Origin of the sequence: Aeromonas sp. QDB56, from assembly GCF_027705505.1 — a bacterium.
Taxonomy (GTDB): Bacteria; Pseudomonadota; Gammaproteobacteria; order Enterobacterales; family Aeromonadaceae; genus Aeromonas; species Aeromonas caviae.
Genome location: NZ_JAPDBZ010000006.1, coordinates 1 through 20,040, shown reverse-complemented (window position 1 = coordinate 20,040; position 20,040 = coordinate 1). Strand labels below are relative to the sequence as shown.

The 20,040-nt window shown below is 62.9% G+C and carries 15 protein-coding genes and 1 pseudogene; 8 read left to right on the top strand and 8 right to left on the bottom strand.

What is annotated here, in order from left to right:
- The first annotated feature begins 28 nt into the window (after window positions 1-28).
- Together OKB81_RS01790 and OKB81_RS01785 are read left to right on the top strand one after the other, a co-directional pair.
- A complete protein-coding gene (locus OKB81_RS01790; protein ID WP_128296422.1) occupies window positions 29-1,753 on the top strand; it encodes a proline--tRNA ligase in 1,725 nt (574 codons plus the stop codon).
- A 196-nt stretch (window positions 1,754-1,949) separates the two neighbouring features.
- Window positions 1,950-2,579, top strand: coding sequence for a 3'-5' exonuclease (locus tag OKB81_RS01785; protein ID WP_270662590.1), 630 nt, complete (start codon window positions 1,950-1,952; stop codon window positions 2,577-2,579).
- 195 nt (window positions 2,580-2,774) lie between these two features.
- Here OKB81_RS01785 and OKB81_RS01780 read toward each other — a convergent pair whose 3' ends face one another.
- The 3 genes from OKB81_RS01780 to OKB81_RS01770 form a co-directional block, all read right to left on the bottom strand.
- Complete coding sequence (locus OKB81_RS01780) at window positions 2,775-3,455, bottom strand: SDR family oxidoreductase (protein ID WP_160836602.1); 681 nt, start codon at window positions 3,453-3,455, stop codon at window positions 2,775-2,777.
- 18 nt (window positions 3,456-3,473) lie between these two features.
- Entirely contained in the window at window positions 3,474-4,103 is a 630-nt protein-coding gene (locus OKB81_RS01775; protein WP_043155850.1) for a TIGR04219 family outer membrane beta-barrel protein, read from the bottom strand.
- Window positions 4,104-4,195: 92 nt separating this feature from the next.
- Window positions 4,196-4,636 carry a copper chaperone PCu(A)C gene (locus OKB81_RS01770; protein ID WP_134997075.1) on the bottom strand — a complete coding sequence of 147 codons (441 nt, stop codon included), beginning with the start codon at window positions 4,634-4,636 and terminating at the stop codon, window positions 4,196-4,198.
- A gap of 89 nt (window positions 4,637-4,725) precedes the next feature.
- Here OKB81_RS01770 and OKB81_RS01765 point away from each other — a divergent pair, with 89 nt between their 5' ends.
- A complete protein-coding gene (locus tag OKB81_RS01765; RefSeq protein WP_270805114.1) occupies window positions 4,726-5,475 on the top strand; it encodes an enoyl-CoA hydratase in 750 nt (249 codons plus the stop codon).
- A 2-nt stretch (window positions 5,476-5,477) separates the two neighbouring features.
- Here the strand turns inward: OKB81_RS01765 and OKB81_RS01760 are convergent, their stop codons facing one another.
- Both OKB81_RS01760 and OKB81_RS01755 read right to left on the bottom strand, forming a co-directional pair.
- Complete coding sequence (locus tag OKB81_RS01760) at window positions 5,478-5,906, bottom strand: DUF2753 family protein (RefSeq protein ID WP_039039476.1); 429 nt, start codon at window positions 5,904-5,906, stop codon at window positions 5,478-5,480.
- Window positions 5,907-5,991: 85 nt separating this feature from the next.
- On the bottom strand, window positions 5,992-6,699 hold the full coding sequence (locus tag OKB81_RS01755) for a ParB-like protein (protein ID WP_041214520.1): 708 nt from the start codon (window positions 6,697-6,699) through the stop codon (window positions 5,992-5,994).
- A gap of 173 nt (window positions 6,700-6,872) precedes the next feature.
- On the opposite strand from OKB81_RS01755, the gene OKB81_RS01750 reads away from it, so the two are divergent.
- The 3 genes from OKB81_RS01750 to OKB81_RS01740 all read left to right on the top strand — a co-directional run bounded on the left by OKB81_RS01750 (window position 6,873) and on the right by OKB81_RS01740 (window position 10,598).
- The gene (locus OKB81_RS01750; protein WP_270805113.1) at window positions 6,873-8,477 is read left to right on the top strand and encodes a peptide ABC transporter substrate-binding protein; all 1,605 of its coding nucleotides are present in this window, start codon (window positions 6,873-6,875) and stop codon (window positions 8,475-8,477) included.
- Between the two features lie 110 nt (window positions 8,478-8,587).
- Window positions 8,588-8,887: a hypothetical protein gene (locus OKB81_RS01745; RefSeq protein WP_160836604.1), complete on the top strand. Its 300-nt coding sequence runs from the start codon at window positions 8,588-8,590 to the stop codon at window positions 8,885-8,887.
- Between the two features lie 151 nt (window positions 8,888-9,038).
- A complete protein-coding gene (locus OKB81_RS01740; RefSeq protein ID WP_160836606.1) occupies window positions 9,039-10,598 on the top strand; it encodes a methyl-accepting chemotaxis protein in 1,560 nt (519 codons plus the stop codon).
- A 96-nt stretch (window positions 10,599-10,694) separates the two neighbouring features.
- Here OKB81_RS01740 and OKB81_RS01735 read toward each other — a convergent pair whose 3' ends face one another.
- Window positions 10,695-11,915 carry a DEAD/DEAH box helicase gene (locus OKB81_RS01735; protein ID WP_160836608.1) on the bottom strand — a complete coding sequence of 407 codons (1,221 nt, stop codon included), beginning with the start codon at window positions 11,913-11,915 and terminating at the stop codon, window positions 10,695-10,697.
- A gap of 146 nt (window positions 11,916-12,061) precedes the next feature.
- Entirely contained in the window at window positions 12,062-12,562 is a 501-nt protein-coding gene (gene tpx / locus OKB81_RS01730; protein WP_010672853.1) for a thiol peroxidase, read from the bottom strand.
- Between the two features lie 472 nt (window positions 12,563-13,034).
- Here tpx and OKB81_RS01725 point away from each other — a divergent pair, with 472 nt between their 5' ends.
- Window positions 13,035-15,458 (top strand): zinc/cadmium/mercury/lead-transporting ATPase, encoded by a 2,424-nt coding sequence (locus OKB81_RS01725; RefSeq protein ID WP_160836610.1) that lies wholly within the window; start codon window positions 13,035-13,037, stop codon window positions 15,456-15,458.
- Between the two features lie 194 nt (window positions 15,459-15,652).
- Here the strand turns inward: OKB81_RS01725 and pulA are convergent, their stop codons facing one another.
- Window positions 15,653-19,705: a pullulanase-type alpha-1,6-glucosidase gene (pulA, locus tag OKB81_RS01720; protein ID WP_160836612.1), complete on the bottom strand. Its 4,053-nt coding sequence runs from the start codon at window positions 19,703-19,705 to the stop codon at window positions 15,653-15,655.
- 195 nt (window positions 19,706-19,900) lie between these two features.
- Here pulA and OKB81_RS01715 point away from each other — a divergent pair.
- Window positions 19,901-20,040 (top strand): annotated as a pseudogene (locus OKB81_RS01715) (IS4-like element ISAs18 family transposase); the annotation flags it as partial.

Below are 20,040 nucleotides of genomic sequence, written 5' to 3'. Positions count from 1 at the left end.
CGGCCCAAACTAGCGAAGGTCTACCGCGATGCGTACCAGCCAATATCTGCTTTCCACTCTCAAGGAAACCCCCTCCGACGCTGAAGTTGTCAGCCACCAGCTGATGCTGCGCGCCGGGATGATCCGCAAACTCGCTTCCGGCATGTACGCCTGGCTGCCGACCGGCCTGCGGGTCCTGAAGAAGATTGAAAACATCGTCCGCGAAGAGATGAACAATGCGGGTGCCGTCGAAGTGTCCATGCCGGTGGTACAGCCCGCCGAGCTGTGGCAGGAGTCCGGCCGCTGGGATGACTACGGCCCCGAGCTGTGCCGCCTGACCGACCGTCACAACCGCCCCTTCGTGCTGGGGCCGACCCACGAAGAGGTGATCACCGCGCTGGTCCGTTACGAAGTGAACAGCTACAAGCAACTGCCGCTGAATCTGTACCAGATCCAGACCAAGTTCCGCGATGAAGTGCGCCCCCGTTTCGGCGTGATGCGTGGCCGCGAATTCCTGATGAAGGATGCCTACTCCTTCCACATCGACAAGGCCTCCCTGGTCGATACCTATGAGAAGATGCACGCGGCCTACTGCACCGCCTTCACTCGCATGGGTCTGAACTTCCGCCCGGTGCAGGCCGATACCGGCTCCATCGGGGGCACCGGCTCCCACGAATTCCAGGTGCTGGCCGAGAGCGGTGAAGACTTGATCGCCTTCTCCGATACATCCGATTACGCCGCCAACATCGAGATGGCCGAAGCCCTGGCACCGGCTGGCGAGCGCGCTGCCGCAACCAAAGCCCTGACCAAGGTGGCCACCCCGGCCGTCCACACCATCGACGAAGTGGCCGCTTTCCTGAACGTGGCGCCGACCGCCATCGCCAAGACCCTGCTGGTACTGGCCGAGGAAGACGAGCACGGCAAACAGGCCGTCATCGCCCTGGTATTGCGTGGCGACCACGAGCTGAACGAAATCAAGGCTGAGAAGCTTTCTGGCGTGGCTAACCCGCTGACCTTCGCCAATGACGAGCAGATCAAAGCGGCCGCCGGTTGCGATGCAGGCTCCATCGGCCCGGTCGGCTTTGCCGGTCGCATCATCGTCGATCGCAGCGCCGCCCATCTGAGCGATTTTGTTTGCGGCGCCAACGAGACCGGTTTCCACCTGACCGGTGCCAACTGGGATCGCGACATCACCTCTTTTGAGGTTGCCGACCTGCGCAACGTGGTAGAAGGCGACCCGAGCCCGTGCGGCCAGGGCAAGCTGCTGCTCAAGCGCGGTATCGAAGTGGGCCACATCTTCCAGCTGGGTACCAAGTACTCCGAAGCGATGAAGGCGAGCGTGCTGAACGAAGGCGGCAAGTCCGTCACCATGGAGATGGGTTGCTACGGTATCGGGGTTTCCCGTCTGGTGGCTGCCGCCATCGAGCAGAACAACGACCAGTACGGCATCATCTGGCCGGACGCCATCGCCCCGTTCGAAGTGGCCATCGTGCCGATGAACATGCACAAGTCCGAGCGCGTGGCCGAGCAGGCACAGCAGTTCTACGCCGAGCTCAAAGCCGCCGGGGTGGACGTGCTGTTTGACGACCGCAAGGAGCGCCCGGGGGTGATGTTCGCCGACATGGAGCTGATCGGTGTGCCCCACGCCATCGTCATCGGTGACCGTGGTCTCGACAACGGCGTGGTGGAGTACAAGTGCCGCCGCTCCGGCGAGAAGCAGGAAGTGGCGATCAAAGAGATCGTTGCCCTGCTCAAGGCCAAGCTGGGTCGCTGATAACGCGACATACCGCCTTTCGCTTTTCATAGGAAAGCCCCGAGTGCCACGGCACTCGGGGCTTTTTATATGGCTCTCAGCCATGATGTACAAAAATGCGTCTCCAGCGTGAACCAATGAGATAACTGCATTGCCCTGTACACGGCACGGCTGATTTCCTAGACTGGCGCTCTTTACCCAGCTTGCCCGATAAGTTATGTCCATCGCCTCAGCCAATACCGTTGTCGTGCTCGACTTCGAGACCACAGGGCTTTCACCCGGACAAGGGGATAGAGCCATCGAGATCGGTGCCGTCAGAATCAAGGATGGTTATATCAGTGAGCGTTTCTCGGCATTGATGAATCCGGGCTTCAACGTGAGCAGCTTCATCGAGCAATATACCGGGATCAGCAATGCCATGCTGAAACAGGCTCCCCCCTGTAACGAGGTGATGGCGGATTTCGTCGACTTTATCGGTGATGACAATCTGGTCGCCCACAACGCCTCCTTCGACAAGCGCTTTCTGGATGCGGAAATAGAGCGATTGCCGGCGCAATACCGCGGCCAGTTCGCCTGTTCCCTGCTGCTATCAAGGCGCCTGTTTCCCGATGCCCCGGATCACAAGCTGGGTACCCTGGTGCAATACCGGAGCCTGCCCAATGACGGGGTGTTTCACCGTGCCCTGGCGGATGCCGAGGTGACGGCCCACCTCTGGCTTGCCTTGTTGGAAGAGTTGGCGTGTCGGCATGGCATCATCGACCCGGATTTTGAATGGCTGCTGACCCTTGGCAAGAAGCCAAAACAGGTGATTCCATCCTTCCTGCGGGAATATGCGACTCGGAAATAATATGTGCCGACATGCATCATCAATCATTCATGCCATGTCGGCACTGAATTTACCCGCCTTCACATCCATGATGGCCCGGCGTAAAGAGAGGCAGGCAAGCAGATAATTTAGCACTGCACATCAATGAAAAAGCGCGCCAAATGGCGCGCCTTTTGTTTCTGCTCTGCTGGGCGGCAAGGGCCGGAGCCCACTATCTCAACTATTGCGACCGATAAAGAGATCGGTCACATGGCAGCTGCTTCTCGCGGCCAGCGCATCCAGCATGTAGGCTGCCGCGTCTTCCGGCGTCATGAAACCACTCGAATCCACGTGATCCGAATTCTCCCAGAACTCGCTGCGGATCCCGCTCGGATAGAGGTTCACCAGTCGCAGGGGAGCACTCTTCAGCTCGGCCCGCAAGGATTCGAGAAAGCCGCGCATGCCCCATTTGGAGGCGCAATAGAGGCTCTCGTTGGCCTTGCCGGTCTGGGCGGCGGAGGAGAGCACATTCGCCAGCACGCCGCCCTTGTCGCCGATGAGGCGCACCGTCTGCTGGGCCACCAGTATGGTGGAGATGAGATTGCTCTCCACCACCCGGCGGATCTGCTCGGCGGTGTAGACACCCACCGGGCCGAACTCGCCGACACCGGCACAGTGGATCACCATGTCGGGCAGGCCGCACCACTCCACCGCAGCGGCAAAGGCGACATCCACCTCTTCGTGGTGTGCGAGATCGGCGGCAATGCCGATCACCGCCTTGCCGAGCAGCTCTTCCTGCTCCTGCAGTTTCTGGTAACGGCGACCCATCATGGAAACCTGATGGCCGCGTTCAACCAGCCCTATGGTCAGGGCGCGGCCCAGTCCGGACCCCGCGCCAGTCACTATGATGTGGCCCATGTGTGCTCCTCAGGGAGATCAGAAGGTGAATTCACCACCGATGAACCAGCCGTCGATGGTCTGATCGACACGATCGAAGTCCATCTCGGCCTCACGCCAGCCGGCGCGGATCTTGAGCGGCACGGAAGAGAACTTGTAGGAGCCGCCCAGACGGTAGTCGTAGTTGTCGGCATCCTGCACGCGGGCATCACCGAAGGCGGCAAAGCCGGTCCCCGGGATGCGCACTTCGGCGCCGGTGTAGGCCATCAGCACATCCTTGTCATAGGAGTAGTGCTGGGTGTTGAAATCACCGTCGTAGCGACGACCGGTCAGACCCAGATCGATCTGGAACAGATCGTTGTTGAACAGGCGATAGTAGAGGCTCAGGTCGTAAGCCAGCAGATCGTTGTTGAAGCTGCCGCCGCTGCTGCTGAAGTCGGACATTTCGAACTTGGCGTTGGGCAGCAGCAGGATGCCGTGCTCCAGTTGCAGGTAGCCGCTCCAGTTGTAGTTCTCGTCGTAGCTGCCATCGGCACCCACGCTGCTGACCTGGCCACTTCCCTGGGCATTCCACAGATCGGCACCCGCCGCAAAACGCCAGTCATTGGCGGCCATGGCCCCATGGCTGAGCAGAGCCATCACAGTGCCGGCAATCAGGGTCTTCTTCATCACTTCGCTCCATTTTGGACTGGAAAGGCCATCATTTTACCCGCTGGGCAAGGAATACCTAGAGTAAAAAGCTGAACAAGCGTCCATAAATGTCAGTGCTTCATCCCTTTCATGGGTTCGACCGGCTTCACGGGCAGGCTCAGTGACAGCGTCTGCCCATCGTCCAGGGTCAGGGTCAGCGGGAAGGGCGTGCCCTGGGACAGGGTATGGATGTCGAACAACATGATGTGCAGGCTGCCGGGCTTGAGCACGGCCTCCCCCTTGGCCGGGATCTCGATGCTCTCCACCTGGCGCATCTTCATGACGCCGTTCTCGTGCAAATGGGTGTGCAGCTCGACACGGCCCGCCTCAGGGGACGCTCCCGCCACCAGTTTCACCGGTTTGTCCCCATCGTTCCTGAGCACCATGAACGCCGCCGTGTTCGGCGAGCCAGGGGGCAGCAGGCGCACATAACCATCGACCGCGTCGACCTTGGCCAGGGCCGGGGCGGCCAGAAGCAGTGCCATGGTGGAATAAAACGCACGTTTAAACATGGTTGAAATCCTTTTATGATGTTGTTAAACGAGACAAAGCTTACCCCTGTGGCAAGCTTTTGACAGCCCCCGACAACAAGGATTCAGACATGGCCCTCACAATTCTGGCCGAACAGCAGGACGGCTTGCTCACCCTGACCTTCAATCGACCGGAAAAGCGCAATGCCCTCAACACGGAAACGTATCTGGCGCTGACCGACGCACTGCGCCAGGCCGCCCGGGACGAAGAGGTCCATGTGCTGCTGTTGCAGGGCCAGGCGGAGTGCTTCACCGCCGGCAACGATCTGGCCGACTTTGTTGGCAAGCACGCCCTTGAGCCGGACGACCCCATCCTGCAATTTCTGCACACCCTGGCCGACTTCCCCAAACCGGTGATCGCCGCCGTGGGCGGCCCGGCAGTCGGCATCGGCACTACCCTGCTGCTGCACTGCGACCTGGTCTATCTGGGTGACAACGCCCGGCTGCAACTGCCTTTCGTCGAGCTGGGACTGGTGCCGGAGTTTGCCGCCAGCCTGCTGCTGCCACGCGCCGTCGGTCACCTCAAGACGGCGGAGCTGTTGCTGCTGGCAGAGGCCATCGATGGGGAAGAGGCGCTGCGTCTCGGGCTCGCCAACCGGGTGCTGGCCCCGGCGGACCTGCTCCCCTTCGCTCGGGAGCAGGGACTGAAACTGGCGGCCAAGCCGCCGATGGCGCTCCAGAAGAGCAAGGCGCTGCTCAAGCAGGAGCTCAAACAGGCGGTGCATTTCGTCATCGACCTGGAAGCGCGCGCCTTCGCCCAGGCCCTCCAAGGGGAAGAGGCGCAAAGCCGCATCGCCAGCAAGCTGCAAAAACGGCGCTGAACTCAGTTGAGACGGAACCGGCCTATCAGCTCGCAGCCCTGAACCCTGTCCTGCACCTGGATAAGCCGGGCAATCTCCGGATTGGGGTGGCGCTTCAAGAAGGAGAGCAGGGCGGCGCGGCAGCAGCCCAGCTCACTGATGAGGGATTCGCACGCCCGGTTGGGGCACTGGGGCACCAGGGCGGTGACCAGCTCGGAGGCGAGCTTGAGGTAGCGCAGTTCATAGGCGGGCTCTTCCATGGCACGCCAGAAATCGGCCATGCGGTGACAGGTGGCGACCCGCATGCTGGCCAGTTCGTCCAGATCCCCGGAGGCCAGCTCATACACTTCCCCCAGGGCCTGCTGATAGAGGCAGATCGCCGTGCCCAGAGCCCCCATGCCAAGGGCGTTCTCCGCCTCCAGCATGTAGCGTTGCCAGTTCTGATGTTCCATGTTCCTCTCCTTTGCCGACACGAGTGGAGTTTGTATCATGGCCAATCGAGAACAAATATCAACCAGACCCTTTGTGCAGGATCCCTCAACCCGCTGTTCTGGGCTGATTGACGCGACACTGCTTGCCGGGGTAACCAGGCAGATCCGACGCCTTGCTGCTGCACGCCAGCCGTTTGGCTTCGGCGAGGCGATCTGCAAGGTTGACCTCATCGATCGGCTGCCAGGCCATCTGCTGGCCGAGCCAGCTGGCCCAGGCAAACTCGACGAAGTAGACCTGATCCTTCTTGCTGAAGTAGCCCGCATCCTGCAACAGCCCCGCCAGGGTGCGGTAGGGGTAATCCGGCAATTCACCGATATGGCCGGGCAACTGCTCGGGAGTCAGGGGTTGACCCCGTTCATCCTTGAGCCAGGCCCAGTGGTTGTTCTGCATCTGGCTCCAGAAATTGGCCCTGTCCTGCAACCGTGCAATCACCTTGACCCTGACCTGCTTCACCCCCTGCTGCCACAGCGCCTTGGTCAGGTGGTGCCTGTCCACCAGCCAGTAACCCCCATCCGGCGCGATGACGATGGGGATCTCTTTCTTTTTCATCAGCTTGTCGAGCTGCTTCTCGCTCTTGTCCGCCAGCTCCCGGGCTGTGGTATCCACCTGCAACTGACCGACGCCGCCCTGGGTGGGGTGCAGCGCCTCTATGTTCACTTCGCACCAGCTTCCCACCGAGCTGCTCTTCTCGCACGGGGACAACGCCCAGGCGCCCTGGCTCAGCACGCAGGCCAACAAGATCCATGCTCTCATCACTCTCTCCTTTTCCTGGCGCTCACGGCGCCCCCTCGTTGACAGCCGCATCGGATATCATGGGACTCATGCTGGCGGTCTGACCAGCAAAGGGGATATCATGATTTCCCATCTGCCGGCGATGCATTCTCGCCGAGTTTTCTCCCCGCTTCACACATTTTGAAGGATTCACCATGAAAGGATGGAGCCCCCTGCTGGTCCTGCTGGGCTGTGCCTGCGTCCAGGCCGCCGATGTGCCGCCCGGTACCCCACTCGCCGCCGAACAGGCCGTCGTCCGTCATCTCAAGGATGAACCGGCGAGCCTGAGCCCTCTCAAGCTGGTGGGACTGCCGGAGCTGCAGGTCCTCAGAGACCTTTACGAGGGGCTGCTGACCCAGGGGCCGGACGGCAAGGTGCTGCCCGGGGTGGCCGCGAGCTGGGAGAACAAGGACAACCGGCAGTTCACATTCCATCTGAGGCAGGATGCCCGCTGGTCCAACGGCGACCCCGTGCGCGCCGCCGACTTCGTCTATGGTTGGCGCAAGCTGGTTGACCCCAGAGAAGCCGCCACTTTCGCCTGGTTCGCCCAGCTCGCTCGCTTCGACAAGGTGGACGACATAGTGGCAGGCAGGCTGGCCCCCGATGCGCTCGGGGTGGAGGCCGTCGATGACCATACCCTGAAGGTGACCCTCTCCCAGCCGGTGCCCTATTTCCTGAGCCTGCTGACCCACCCCAGCCTGTCGCCCCTGCACCAGGCCAGCATGGAGCAATATGGCAACCAGTGGACCCAGCCCGGCAAGCTGGTGGGCAACGGCGCCTTCGTGTTGAGTCACCGGGTGGTGAACGAGAAACTGGAGCTGACGCCCAATCCCTACTACTGGGATCGCGCCCACACGGTACTGACCCGCGTCACCTTCGTGCCCATCAACCAGGAGAGCGCGGCCACCCACAGCTATCTGGCCGGGGATCTGCACATCACCGAATCCTTCCCCAAGGAGCAGTACCAGAGCCTGATGGCCCAGATCCCGGGGGAGGTCTATACCCCGGAACAGCTCGGCACCTACTACTACGCCTTCAACACCCAGCGCCCGCCCCTCAATGATGTGCGGGTGCGCCAGGCGCTCTCCTACACCATCGACAGGGGCCTGATTGCCGACAAGGTGCTGGGCACCGGGGAGAAACCGGCCTACCACTTCACCCCGGACGTGACCGCCGGCTTCGACCCCAAGCCCAATCTGCTCTCCACCAGCAGCCAGCAGGCGCTGGACGAGCGTGCCAGAGCCCTGCTGAAAGAAGCGGGCTACGGCCCAAGCAATCCCCTCAAGCTGACCCTGCTCTACAACACGGCGGAAATTCACAAGAAGATGGCGCTGGCCATCGCCAACCTGTGGAAACAGAAGCTGGGGGCCCGGGTCGAGCTCACCAACCAGGAGTGGAAAACCTATCTCGACAGCCGTCAAAGCGGCCAGTTCGAGGTGATCCGCTCTTCCTGGGTCGCCGATTACAACGACCCCTCCGCCTTCCTCGGGCTCTGGGGATCGGGCCACAGCGGCAACATGGCCCGGTTCGCCAACCCGGCTTACGACAAGCTGCTGGCGCAGGCGGCCAACAGTCAGGATCCCGCAGAGCGGGCCCGCCTGTTTGATGAGGCCGAGGCCATCTTGCAGAAGGAGGCCCCCATCGCCCCCATCTACCAGTACACCAATGCCCGGCTCATCAAGCCCTGGCTCAAGGGGTATCCCATCAACAACCCGGAAGACGTGGCCTACAGCCGTCAGCTCTACCTCGTCAAACACTGAGTCCGGGGAGGGGTCGGGACATCTGACCCCTCCTGGCACTGTTCCTGTTCAAGTTCCCGGCATAAAATGCCGCCTCTTTTCATTCATCAACCCCGTGATCCGATCCTGCCATGCGTGCTCTGCTCCTGATTGCCCTGTTTGTTGCCCTTCCCGCCAAGGCCGCCGATGAAACCGAATGCCGCCAGGCCTTCCTCGAATGGATGTTGAGCCAGCAGAAGCAGTTCAGCGACCGCAAGGCCAGCAAGATGGAGCGGCGCAATGCCGAACGAGCCATCGATCAGGCCCGGGATGCCTTCGCCAAGCAGGAGAGTTTCTGCCAGGCCATGGCCTGGGTCGCCAGCGCAGAAGACAATGCCCCCCGCTTCAAGCCGAGGACGGGGGAGATCCACGACTTCACTCCCCGCGGCTGAGCCGCCATCTACGACTTTTTTCAGCCTTTCCCGTGTTGATTTATTGACCCAAGCCAAGGTGGTGTAACAGTCCGCATCTACAATGACGCCGTAACAATCACAAAAATAAAAAATAACTTTATCAGTTACTTGGCTCATTCAGGATGCGCACATGACCACAACCCGGCACGAAGGGGAGATCCGTTTCCCCGATCACATCTCACTGATCTCGACCACGGATCCCGCCAGTCACATCACTTATGCCAACCAGCACTTTTGCGATGTGGCGGGCTACAGCGCGACCGAAATGGAAGGGGAGCCCCACAATCTGGTCCGCCACCCCGACATGCCCAAGGCCGCGTTCGCCGACATGTGGCGCCGCCTGCAACAAGGCAAGAGCTGGATGGGGCTGGTAAAGAACCGCGCCAAGAGTGGTCAGTTCTACTGGGTCAACGCCTACGTCACGCCGATCCTCAACGATCAGCAGCAGATCATCGAATACCAGTCTGTCCGCACCCGTCCCCAGGATCACGACATCGCCTGGGCAGAGCAGCTCTATGCCCGGATCCGTGACGGCAAGGCACTGCCCTGGCTGACCCGGCTGACCCTGGAGCCGGGGCAGCTGTGTCTGCTGCTCTCTGGCACCGCCCTGCTCGGCATGGGGGCCAGTCTGGTCACCGGCCAGCCGGGGTGGGGAGTCATCACCCTGCTCTGCTTGCTGGCCCAGATGGGGCATGGCTGGCATCTGCAACGGCGGCTGGCCAGGCTGCTGGCCACGGCGGGCGAGGAGCAGGGCAGCGCCCTTTGCCAGGTACTCTATGCCAGGCGTCAGGACAGCCTGGCCGCCCTTGAACTGCTGCTGCGCATGAAGAAGGCGGAGCTGCGCGCCGTGGCGGGTCGCAGCGCGGACACCAACCAGCAGATCCTGCAGGCGGCGGAGGATGACAGGGGGCATATCCAGACCATAGACACTCACCTGCAACAGCAGCGGGCCCAGAGCGAGCAACTGGCGGCGGCCATCACCCAGATGAGCCAGTCCATCCGCGATGTGGCTGACAATGCCCACCAGGCCAATGCGCTGGTGGGCGAGGTCCAGCAGGTGTCCGCCAGTGGCCAGCAGGCGCTGGCCACAACCCGGGATTCGGTCGACAGGCTTCATCAGGAGCTGGACGCCAGCCAGGGCGTGCTGGCGCGCCTGACCCAGGACAGCCAGAAGATCAACGGCATTCTGGAGGTGATCGGGCAGATTGCGGATCAGACCAACCTGCTCTCCCTCAATGCGGCCATCGAGGCGGCACGGGCCGGTGAACAGGGGCGCGGCTTTGCGGTGGTGGCCGACGAGATACGGGCCCTGGCCCAGAAAACCCGCAGCTCCACCGGCGAGATAAGCGACATGATAGGGGCGCTGCAACAGAGCACCCGGCAACTGTCCGATGGCATGGAGCAGGGGGCCCAGACATCAGTGCTCTGCCAGCAGCACATGGGGGCCACCGCCGAGGTGCTCGACCAGATCAACCGGATGCTGGCCCGGGTGACCCACACCAGCGACGAGATAGCCCAGGCGGTGAGCCAGCAGGCGGATGTCACCAGCACCCTGGATCAGGGGATCCACCAGATCCACCAACTGGCGAGCCACACCGCGGACAACAGCCGTCAGGCCCTTGATGGCATCACCCTGCTGGTGGAGCGGCTGCAAAACCTCTCCCGCCTGATCAACCAGTTCCACGACTGACCCCCTTGCCGTGTAGTTTGGCGCGCCCCCGGGCGCGCTGCCGATCTCTCCTCTCCTTCACGACGACAGGCTCCCGCCGGGGGCAAGAAGTCCGTCTCAGGATTTGCCCTTGAACTGCTTGATGCTGCGCTTGCCCTGGGTGCGACGGTTCGCCTGCTTGTCTCTTGGCGCCCGTTTGCTCTCCCCGCTGGCGGGTTTGTCGGTCACCGGAAAACCTGCCAGCGCCGCCAGGGGCAGGGGCCGACCGGTCAGGGCCCGGATCCCCTCGAGCGCCTCCCCATCCCCGTGACAGGTAAGGGAGATGGCCAGACCGCTCTGTCCGGCACGGGCGGTACGACCGATACGATGCACGTAGACGGGCGCATGGTCCGGCAGATCCAGATTGATCACCACGGGCAATGCCTCCACGTGGATACCGCGCGCCATCAGGTCCGTGGCCACCAGCACCCGCACCCTGCCCTCCTTGAAATCCGCCAGCGCCTGCTCCCGCACGGCCTGATCCTTGTTTCCGTGCAGGGCTGCCACCGTCATGCCAGCCCTGGCGAGTTTCTTGGCCACCCCGTCCGCGTCGTCCCTGGCACTGATGAAGACCAGCACCTGGGGCCACTCTCCGGCCTCCAGCAGGGCGATCAGCGCAGGCACCTTGCTGCTCCTGTTGACCAGATAGAGCCGCTCCTCGATGTCGCTCACCAGGCTGTTGAGCGGCTCGGCCTCGATGCGCACCGGATCCTGCAGCAGGCCCGAGGCCAGGCTCTCCAGCTCGACCGGCAAGGTGGCGGAGAAGAGCATCTGCTGCCGCGCCTCCGGCATTGCCTTCATCAGCCACTGGATATCGGGCCAGAACCCCATCTCCAGCAGGCGATCCGCCTCATCCAGCACCAGCATGCGCAGGGCACCCAGTCCCAGCGTCTGCTGGGCCAGCAAGTCCCGTAACCGTCCGGGGGTCGCCACCAGCAGTTGGGGGCCAAGAGCCAGTTCCCGCTCCTGCCACTCCTGGGCCACCCCGCCACACAGGGTCAGAAGGCGCACCCCCAACCCGTCGGCAATCTCCTGCAGGGCGGCGCTCACCTGGCTTGCCAGCTCCCGGGTGGGGACCAGTACCAATCCCTGTACCCGGTCACTGGCTGCGTCCAGCCTCTGCAGCAGCGGCAGGCCGAATGCCAGGGTCTTGCCACTGCCGGTCCTGGCCAGGGCAAGCAGATCCCGTCCTGACAAGGCTGCAGGAATGGCTAGCTGCTGAATGGGGGTCGGTTTTTCCAGCGCGGCGGGCAGCAGGGGCAACAGGGCGGGGTCAAGGGCGAGTTCGTCAAACGTCATGGGGATCGCAGATACAGGCTGAACGAGGATGTGGAGGCGAAGTCTAGCCAGACCCACCCCATAAGTAAAAGGTTCGGGAGCGCAATAAAAACGGCCTGCCCCGTGTGAACGGGGCAGGCCGTCAGGCAATCAGCCTGTGGCGCGACTTACAGAACGGCCAGGGCGGCGGCGTAGTTCGGCTCGTCGGCGACTTCGGCCACCAGCTCGCTGTGCAGCACCTTGTCGTGCTCATCCAGTACCACGATGGCACGGGCAGCCAGACCCACCAGCGGGCCGGAGGAGAAGGCCACGCCGTAGTCCTGCAGGAAGGAGACACCACGCAGGGTGGAGAGGTTCACCACCTTGTCCAGACCCTCGGCGCCGCAGAAACGGGCCTGGGCGAACGGCAGGTCGGCAGAGATGCACAGCACGACGGTGTTGTTCAGGGCGCTTGCCTGCTCGTTGAACTTGCGCACGGAAGTGGCGCAGGTCGGGGTGTCGACGCTCGGGAAGATGTTCAGGATCTTGCGCTTGCCGGCGAAGGTCGCCAGGGTCGCATCGGACAGATCGCCAGCAACCAGGGAGAAGGGCTTGGCCTGCTCACCGGCAACGGGGAAGTGGCCGGAGACGGAGACGGGGTTGCCTTGCAGGGTGACGGTATTGCTCATGTTAGGTCCTTGATGATTGATGTGGGATCCAGGGTCCCCAGTATAGGCCCGCCACGGGATGACAAACACCCGCTAATGAAAGCAATGCTGTTCAGATAAGCACATTTTTGACTAATTATTCATAAATGCGACTTGAGTTGGGGGAGCAAGGCTGTTTCCAGTCGATGTTCCTTCAGCCTTTATCCAGCGTGGCTTGCAATAGAAAGAGGGAGGCATCATGCCTCCCTCATTTTTTAGCCCTGATACTACGTGGACTGGAACTCAAATTCTCTTAAGTGAACAGCATTGCGCTAATGAAAGGGATTTGGCATCCCTTTGCATCCCTCCTGCTCCAGAGGCAGATCAGCGGCCACTGTCATGGCCCCGGACAAAGAGAAGAAGAGGACTTGACCTTGGACTTTACACCAAGGTTTACACTCGGCTCAGTCATCCAGGATCCCGCAGGGGCGGGATCCCTCAAGAGGAACGCATCATGAGCAAATCCTGCTGCAGCCATCAACACGCCGCTGCCCCCATCAAGGCCGTCAGCAAGGCCGCCACCCCACAGGCCGGGCACAGCCACACCAGCCACTGCTGCGACAACGCGACACAGGCCAGTGGTGTCGCCAACCCGACCCGCCACGATCATCAGGGGCAAAGTGGCGCAGACGGCCCGGGAGATGAAGAGCCCCCCAGAGGCGCTTGCACCACCGACACAGCCCACGACCACGATCACGATCATCATGAGCAGGGGCACGCCCACACGGCCGCCGCGACCGAGCCGCCGCTGGCTACCCCCGAGCAGAACAGCCGCCGCCATAGCTGGCAGGTGCTGGGCATGGATTGTCCCAGCTGTGCACGCAAGATAGAGACCGCCGTCAGCCGGGTGGAGGGCGTACAACAGGCTCGGGTGCTGTTTGCCACCGAGAAGCTGGTGGTGGATCTGGCCCCCGGCCTCTCCCCCGATCCCGTCACCGCCGCCGTGCTGGCCGCCGGCTTCCAGCTCAAAGGGGGAGCTCAGAACACGGCTCGCAGCGAACCAGGCCGCAGCCCGCAGATGCAGAGGGTCAACAACCTGCTCACCAAGTATTGGCAGCCCCTGTCGCTCGCCGGATTGATGGGGATGGCGGCCCTGCTGCCGAACCAGCTCGGTCAGCCGCTCTTTACCCTGGCCACCCTCTGGGGGCTGTGGCCCATCTCCCGCAAGGCGTGGGCGCTGACCAAGAGCGGCTCCCCCTTCGCCATCGAGACCCTGATGACGGTCGCCGCCGTGGGGGCCCTGTTCCTCGGTGAAACCGCCGAAGCGGCCATGGTGCTGCTGCTGTTCATGCTGGGGGAACATCTGGAGGCCTACGCCGCCGGCCGCGCCCGCGCCGGGGTCACCGCCCTGATGGCGCTGGTGCCCGACAAGGCGCTGCGCATCCGCACCACTGCCGAGGGCGAGGTACGGGAAGAAGTCGCTGCCGACCAGCTGCGCCCCGGTGACATCATCGAAATCGCCCCGGGTGCCCGCCTGGCCGCCGATGCCCGCCTGCTCGACCCCCTCGGCGCCTTTGACGAGAGCGCCCTGACCGGCGAATCCATCCCGGTGGAGCGCCGCCGGGGTGACAAGGTCCCCGCCGGCAGTCTGGCGGCGGATCGGGTGCTGCGCCTTGAGGTGGTATCAGAGCCCGGCAACAACGCCATCGACCGCATCCTGCACCTCATCGAGGAGGCCGAGACCCAGCGCGCCCCCATCGAGCGTTTCATCGATCGCTTCAGTCGCTGGTATACCCCGGCCATGATGCTGGTCGCCCTGCTGGTGGTGCTGGTACCGCCGCTCGCCTTCGGCCAGATCTGGGACGAGTGGGTCTATCGCGGGCTGGCGCTGCTGCTGATCGGTTGCCCCTGCGCCCTGGTCATCTCCACCCCGGCGGCGGTCACCTCGGCACTGGCGGCAGCCACCCGGCAGGGTGCCCTCATCAAGGGGGGCGCCGCGCTGGAGCGCCTCGCCCACATCGATACCGTGGCCTTTGACAAGACCGGCACCCTGACCCTGGGCAAGCCGCAGCTGACCGAACTGGTGAGCCTCAATGGCCAGCCAGAGGCCGACCTGCTGGCGCTGGCGGCGGCCATCGAGCAGGGCTCCCACCACCCGCTGGCCCGCGCCGTGGTGACGGCGGCCAGCGAACGGGGCCTCAGCCTCGCCGCGGCCCAGGAGCTGCGCGCCCTGCCCGGCATGGGGGTAGAGGGTCGCATCGACGGAGTCCTCTGGCAGCTGCTGGCACCGAGCCGGGTCGCCACCCTGGATGCGGCGATGCTGGCCCGGGTCGCCACCCTGGAGCAGCAAGGCAAGACAGTGGTGGTGCTCGGTCAGCCCAACGCCGCCCCGGCCGCCCTGCTGGCCCTGCGCGACCAGATCCGCCCCGAGGCGGCTGCGGCGCTGCAGGAGCTCAACCAGCTCGGCCTGCAGAGCATCATGCTGACCGGCGACAACCCCCGCGCCGCCGAGGCGATCGCCGGCGAGCTCGGCATGGGCTGGCGCGCCGGCCTGCTGCCGGAGGGCAAGGTCGATGAAATCGCCAAGCTCGGCCTCAGCCAGAAGGTCGCGATGATCGGCGACGGCATCAACGATGCACCGGCCATGAAGCGGGCCAGCATCGGCATCGCCATGGGAGGCGGCACCGACGTGGCGCTGGAGACCGCCGATGCGGCGCTGACCCACAACCAGCTCGGCGGGGTCGCCGCCATGATCCGGCTCTCCCGCGCGGCACTGGCCAACATCCACCAGAACATCGCGCTGGCGCTGGGGCTCAAGGCCATCTTCCTGGTCACCAGCCTGCTCGGCATCACCGGCCTGTGGATTGCGGTGCTGGCCGACACCGGCGCCACCGCCCTGGTCACCGCCAACGCCCTGCGCCTGCTGCGAAAACGCTAGGCCGGCCGTAAACTGAACAACCAACAGCCGCTCCAACGGGGCGGCTTTTTTATTGCCTCGCCCACGAGCAAAGAAAAAGCGCGGCTGCCGGTCGGCAGTCGCGCTTTGCTTACTCTCTCGGTGTTATCCCGCCCTTGGCGAGGCGGAATTCAACCCGGGGCTGCCGAGCCAGCCCCGGGCTCGATGGGAAAGACTTACTTGGCGCTGCACTCCTGGATGATGACGCTGCCCACCTCGCCGGAAGTCTGGGTCGGGTCAACCTTCACCAGGAAGCTCCACAGACCCTGTTCCAGCGTGATGCTGTTGTTGCCCATGCCACCGTCGCCGTGCTGGAGCGGGTAAACCTGCTCGGGCTCCAGTGCGATCAGGGTGCCACCGGCATCCTTCACGAAGAACTGCTTGCTCCAGTTGCCATCGTCGTTGGCAAACTTGAAGTCAAAGCTGCCCGCGTAGTTGAAGGCGGCCTGATAGATGGCGAGGTTACCTTCCATCCCCTTGTAGCTCAGCTGGTAGGCCGGCTGGGCGTTCCAGTCGCTCAGACTGCCGCGCACATAGAGCGGGAAGCCGAGCGGATTGCCCGCGACGGTATCCAGCACCTTGCAGCTCTGCGCCGGTTCGGTGTAGCTGACACTCAGGGTGGGCTTGTCCTTGTTCATGGCGGTGAAGACAAACTTGTAGGTGCCAGCCTTCTCCACGTTGAACGGCAGATCCCCGCCATTGGCACAGAGCGTATTGACCTGGCCGGTCGCAAGCTGGTCGGTATCGCTGCACTTGCCGTAATTGACGGGGCCGCTCCACTCGTTGCCAGCGATCTTCACCTGGGTCGACCCCAGCTGATCCGCCGTCACCTCGGTGGTGAACTCATAGGTGAAATTGCCACTGAAGTTCATCTTGTTGACCGGATCCCACTGATTCAGGAAACCGCGCACGAACACCTCGGTGTCACCGAAGGGAGGCAAGGTGCTCAGATCCGTCTTCTTGCTCACCGGCAGCCCCGCGCCCTGGGCACCGCTCTGCGGCTTGACGAACACCGCCGCCGACCAGGCGCCAAGGGTCAGCTGACCGCTGTCATTGGCCGCACCGCTGGCGATGCTGTCGGAGTCACGGTGGGCACCGCTCAGGACCATGCCGGTCAGATCGATGGGCTGATCCTTGCCGTCACGGAAATCGCCGATACTCTGGGGCTGATTGGTGGCGTTGATCATCACCACCAGGCCGTCGATGGCCGGATCCAGATCCGCACCGGCGCCCACCCCGTCATCCACGCTCATCACGATGAGACCCGGGATCTGCTCAGGGCCGGTGTTGCGGAAGTCGACCCGCTTGATCACCTCGGCGCCGCTGCCAAGACGCAGCAGACGAGAGGATTGACGCAGTTCGGAGAGCTCCTGGTAGAAGTTCACCATCTGATGCATCTCGGCCGAACCCGGCTTGGCGTGCTGGCCGAGCACCTGCTCGATCAGCTCGTAGTTGGCCTCGTCCTTGTCCTTGCGCGGCAGCCCTTTGTCAAAATTATTGTCACTTAAGCCGTAGTCGACCCGGTTGTACCAGTCACCGGAGTCGTAGCTGTCCCGCTCCATGGACTTGGAACGCAGCAGCTCGACACCCGCGTGGGTGAAGGGAATGCCCTGACCCAGCATGGCGGTCGCCAGAGAGACCCCCTGCATCCGCACCAGGTCGGCCCCGGCGGGTGCCTTGTACACCAGGTTGTCGAACAGGGTCTGGTTGTCGTGCTTGTCGACATAGTTCTGGATTTCGGTCGGATCCTGGGCATAGCCCGCCGGTTGACCGTTGTAGTCGATGTCGGAGCCTTTCTTCGGAATGCCGTCCTTGTCGGTCAGCACGAACTCCTTGAGATTGCCCGCCATGCCGAGGCGCACCAGATCGGACTGATGCAGGGCAGTGGCGAGATCGACGCCGTCCAGCTCGTTGGCATCCACCAGGGCGCCGTTGCCAAAGCCCTGGGTCTTGCGAATGGCTTCGCCGCCGTCGAACGGGCTGCCGCCGCGCACCGCATCACGCAGCCGGTCGGAGAAGGATCCGATGCCGGTACCGGCCAGGTGCTTCTGGGTCGCCTGCACGAAGCGCTTGTCATCCTGCACCTCGCCGAAGTTCCACCCCTCGCCGTAGAAGTACATGTCCGGATTGACCTTCTTCACCTCGGCCAGGGCCTGCACCATCTGATCTTTCGGGTGATGGCCCATGAGGTCGAAGCGGAAGGCATCGATCTTGTAGTCCCGTGCCCAGGTGACCAAAGAGTCATCCATCAGCTTGGCGAACATGGCGTGTTCCGGCGCCGTGTTGGAGCAGCAGGTGGAGTTTTCCACCGAACCGGTCTCCGGATTGAGGCGCTGGTAGTACCAGGGCACAATCTTGTCGAGCACGGATTTGGAACCGAGACCCGCTTCGTTGGTGTGGTTGTAGACCACGTCCATCACCACGTTCATGCCGATGTTCTGCTTGATGGCCTGCACCATCTCGCGGAACTCCTTGATCCGGGTCGTCCCCTCCGCATTGGTGGCGTAGGAGCCTTCCGGGGTGGTGTAGTGGTAGGGGTCATAGCCCCAGTTGAAGGAGTCCACCCCGCGCAGGTAGCCGTACAGCTCCTGCACCACGGGGTTTTCCTTGCTGTCGCTGGCTTGCAGATCACCGAGCACGGCTTCGATGGTCTCGCCGCCACCACAGTGGCTGGCAAACCTGGAGTTCTTGACCTCGGGATTGACCTCGCACAGCTTGCTGAAGTCATCACCGATGTTGGCCACCTTGGCCGGATCCTCGTTGACGGTGGCGATGTCGAACACCGGCAGCAGGTGCAGGTGGCTGACGCCGCTCTTGGCCAGGGATTTCAGGTGGGTGACGGGCACGCTGTCGCTGTCGGTCAGCCCGAGGAACTTGCCGCGGTGATCCACCGGCGTCGACTCGTCGTTGCCGGTCAGATCCCGGACGTGGGCCTCATAGATGGTGATGTCGGCGGGGTTCTTCTGGCTGTGGGGCGCCTTGAGGCCGTCCCAGCCTTCCGGCTTGAGGGCCGGATCGTCGAGATCCACCACCTGGCTGAACTCAGAGTTCATCGCCAGGCTCAGGGAGTAGGGGTCGGTCACCTGATAGGATTCCAGCTTGCGGCTGACCGGGTGATAGACCTGGATATCGTAGCGGTAGTATTTGCCGACAAGATCGCTGCCCCCCTGCACGCTCCAGCTGCCGCTGGCCTCGTCCAGGGTCATGGCGCGCTCGCCAAGCGACTTGTGCTGCTCGTCGAACAGCGCCAGCTTGACCGACTTGGCAGTCGGCGCCCAGAGCCGGAAGGTGACATTGCCCCCCTCCACCACGGCGCCGTAGGCCAGCTTGGTGGCCGCTTCGCTGTAAAGGGCATCGAGGGCACCGGCACTCTGCACCAGGGTCGCCCCCTGCAGGATGCCGTCCGCATCGGTCCCGATGGCGACCAGCTCACCCTTGAGCAGGGGCTTGAGATCTTTCCCCGCAGGCAGGGCGAAGGCGGCGGCATCCTTGAGGTGCGGGTATTTGGCCTGCTGCTCTTCGGTCAGGCTGGTCGGGGTCAGCTTGAGGTAGGGGAAATCGAATACACCCTCGCTGTTTGCGGTGATGGTGCCTGACTCTGTGTAGTAGAGGCGCACATAGGGCTTGTCCTTGCCCCCTTGCCAAATCAGGGTGTTGTCGTCGATGAGATGGGCACTGGCCCCCGCCACGCCGAAGGCGGCGGTGAAGGCTTCCGCCCGGCTGCCGAAGATCTCGTTCTTGCCGGCGACGATGGCCACGGTGCGATCCGGGTGATCACTGAAGACCACCTTCATGTCGCTGCCGGTCAGGTTAGCGAGATCGCCGTTGCGGGCGATGAAGTTGATGCAGCCTTCCATCTTGGAGAGCGGCACGACCCAGGCCGGACCAAAACTGTCCGCCGCGGACGGCGTCTTGCTCTTGTCATCCCAACCGGTGTTGAGGCCGCCCTCCGAGGTCGAGTTGCAGGCGTCGTTGTTCCACAGGTGCAGGCTGTGGCTGGCGAACGGGCCGGTGACACCGCGCGCCGCGCTGGTCTGGGTATCCACCAGGGCGATGACCGCTTCGTCGGGGCCGGCCGTCAGCAGTTCGGCCGGGGGCTGGACGTTGGGAAGACGAGCGACGGGCTCATCCTGAGGGGCAGGAGCAGAAGAACTGTTGTCGTTACAGCCTGACAAAAGCGCGAGCAGTGAGGCTGTTACCAGCGCCACTTTGGTCTTTTTCATATCCATTTTTTTATAATTCCCGCTGTAGTTAGTCTCGATATCCGAGTACCCGGTCATTGCCGAGCGGTGTCATATTAATCAGCGGGAATTGCCGTAAATGTGAGCGGATGCTTAACCATCCCCTCATATGAGCGAGGCGTGGCGCGGCTTCTGAGGTATGATCGCCATCCTTGACCAGCTAATACCCAACAGACTATCCCCATGTTTAACCACGAACTAATCCTCAACCACATCGACGATATATTTGGACAGGACATGCATGCCAAGCGTGTTCTTTCCCTCGCCAATGCTACCCTCGGGGTTATCGAGTCAGGTTCACTGGCCATCCACGCCATCGGTAG

Coding starts and splice junctions, on each gene's coding strand:
- OKB81_RS01770 (WP_134997075.1), bottom strand. CDS start 4,636: ATGTTTAAACGTGCGTTTTATTCCACCATGGCACTGCTTCTGGCCGCC.
- OKB81_RS01745 (WP_160836604.1), top strand. CDS start 8,588: ATGCGTGCTCTGCTCCTGATTGCCCTGTTTGTTGCCCTTCCCGCCAAG.
- OKB81_RS01785 (WP_270662590.1), top strand. CDS start 1,950: ATGTCCATCGCCTCAGCCAATACCGTTGTCGTGCTCGACTTCGAGACC.
- OKB81_RS01775 (WP_043155850.1), bottom strand. CDS start 4,103: ATGAAGAAGACCCTGATTGCCGGCACTGTGATGGCTCTGCTCAGCCAT.
- OKB81_RS01790 (WP_128296422.1), top strand. CDS start 29: ATGCGTACCAGCCAATATCTGCTTTCCACTCTCAAGGAAACCCCCTCC.
- tpx (WP_010672853.1), bottom strand. CDS start 12,562: ATGAGCAATACCGTCACCCTGCAAGGCAACCCCGTCTCCGTCTCCGGC.
- OKB81_RS01750 (WP_270805113.1), top strand. CDS start 6,873: ATGAAAGGATGGAGCCCCCTGCTGGTCCTGCTGGGCTGTGCCTGCGTC.
- OKB81_RS01740 (WP_160836606.1), top strand. CDS start 9,039: ATGACCACAACCCGGCACGAAGGGGAGATCCGTTTCCCCGATCACATC.
- OKB81_RS01760 (WP_039039476.1), bottom strand. CDS start 5,906: ATGGAACATCAGAACTGGCAACGCTACATGCTGGAGGCGGAGAACGCC.
- pulA (WP_160836612.1), bottom strand. CDS start 19,705: ATGGATATGAAAAAGACCAAAGTGGCGCTGGTAACAGCCTCACTGCTC.
- OKB81_RS01765 (WP_270805114.1), top strand. CDS start 4,726: ATGGCCCTCACAATTCTGGCCGAACAGCAGGACGGCTTGCTCACCCTG.
- OKB81_RS01725 (WP_160836610.1), top strand. CDS start 13,035: ATGAGCAAATCCTGCTGCAGCCATCAACACGCCGCTGCCCCCATCAAG.
- OKB81_RS01735 (WP_160836608.1), bottom strand. CDS start 11,915: ATGACGTTTGACGAACTCGCCCTTGACCCCGCCCTGTTGCCCCTGCTG.
- OKB81_RS01780 (WP_160836602.1), bottom strand. CDS start 3,455: ATGGGCCACATCATAGTGACTGGCGCGGGGTCCGGACTGGGCCGCGCC.
- OKB81_RS01755 (WP_041214520.1), bottom strand. CDS start 6,699: ATGAGAGCATGGATCTTGTTGGCCTGCGTGCTGAGCCAGGGCGCCTGG.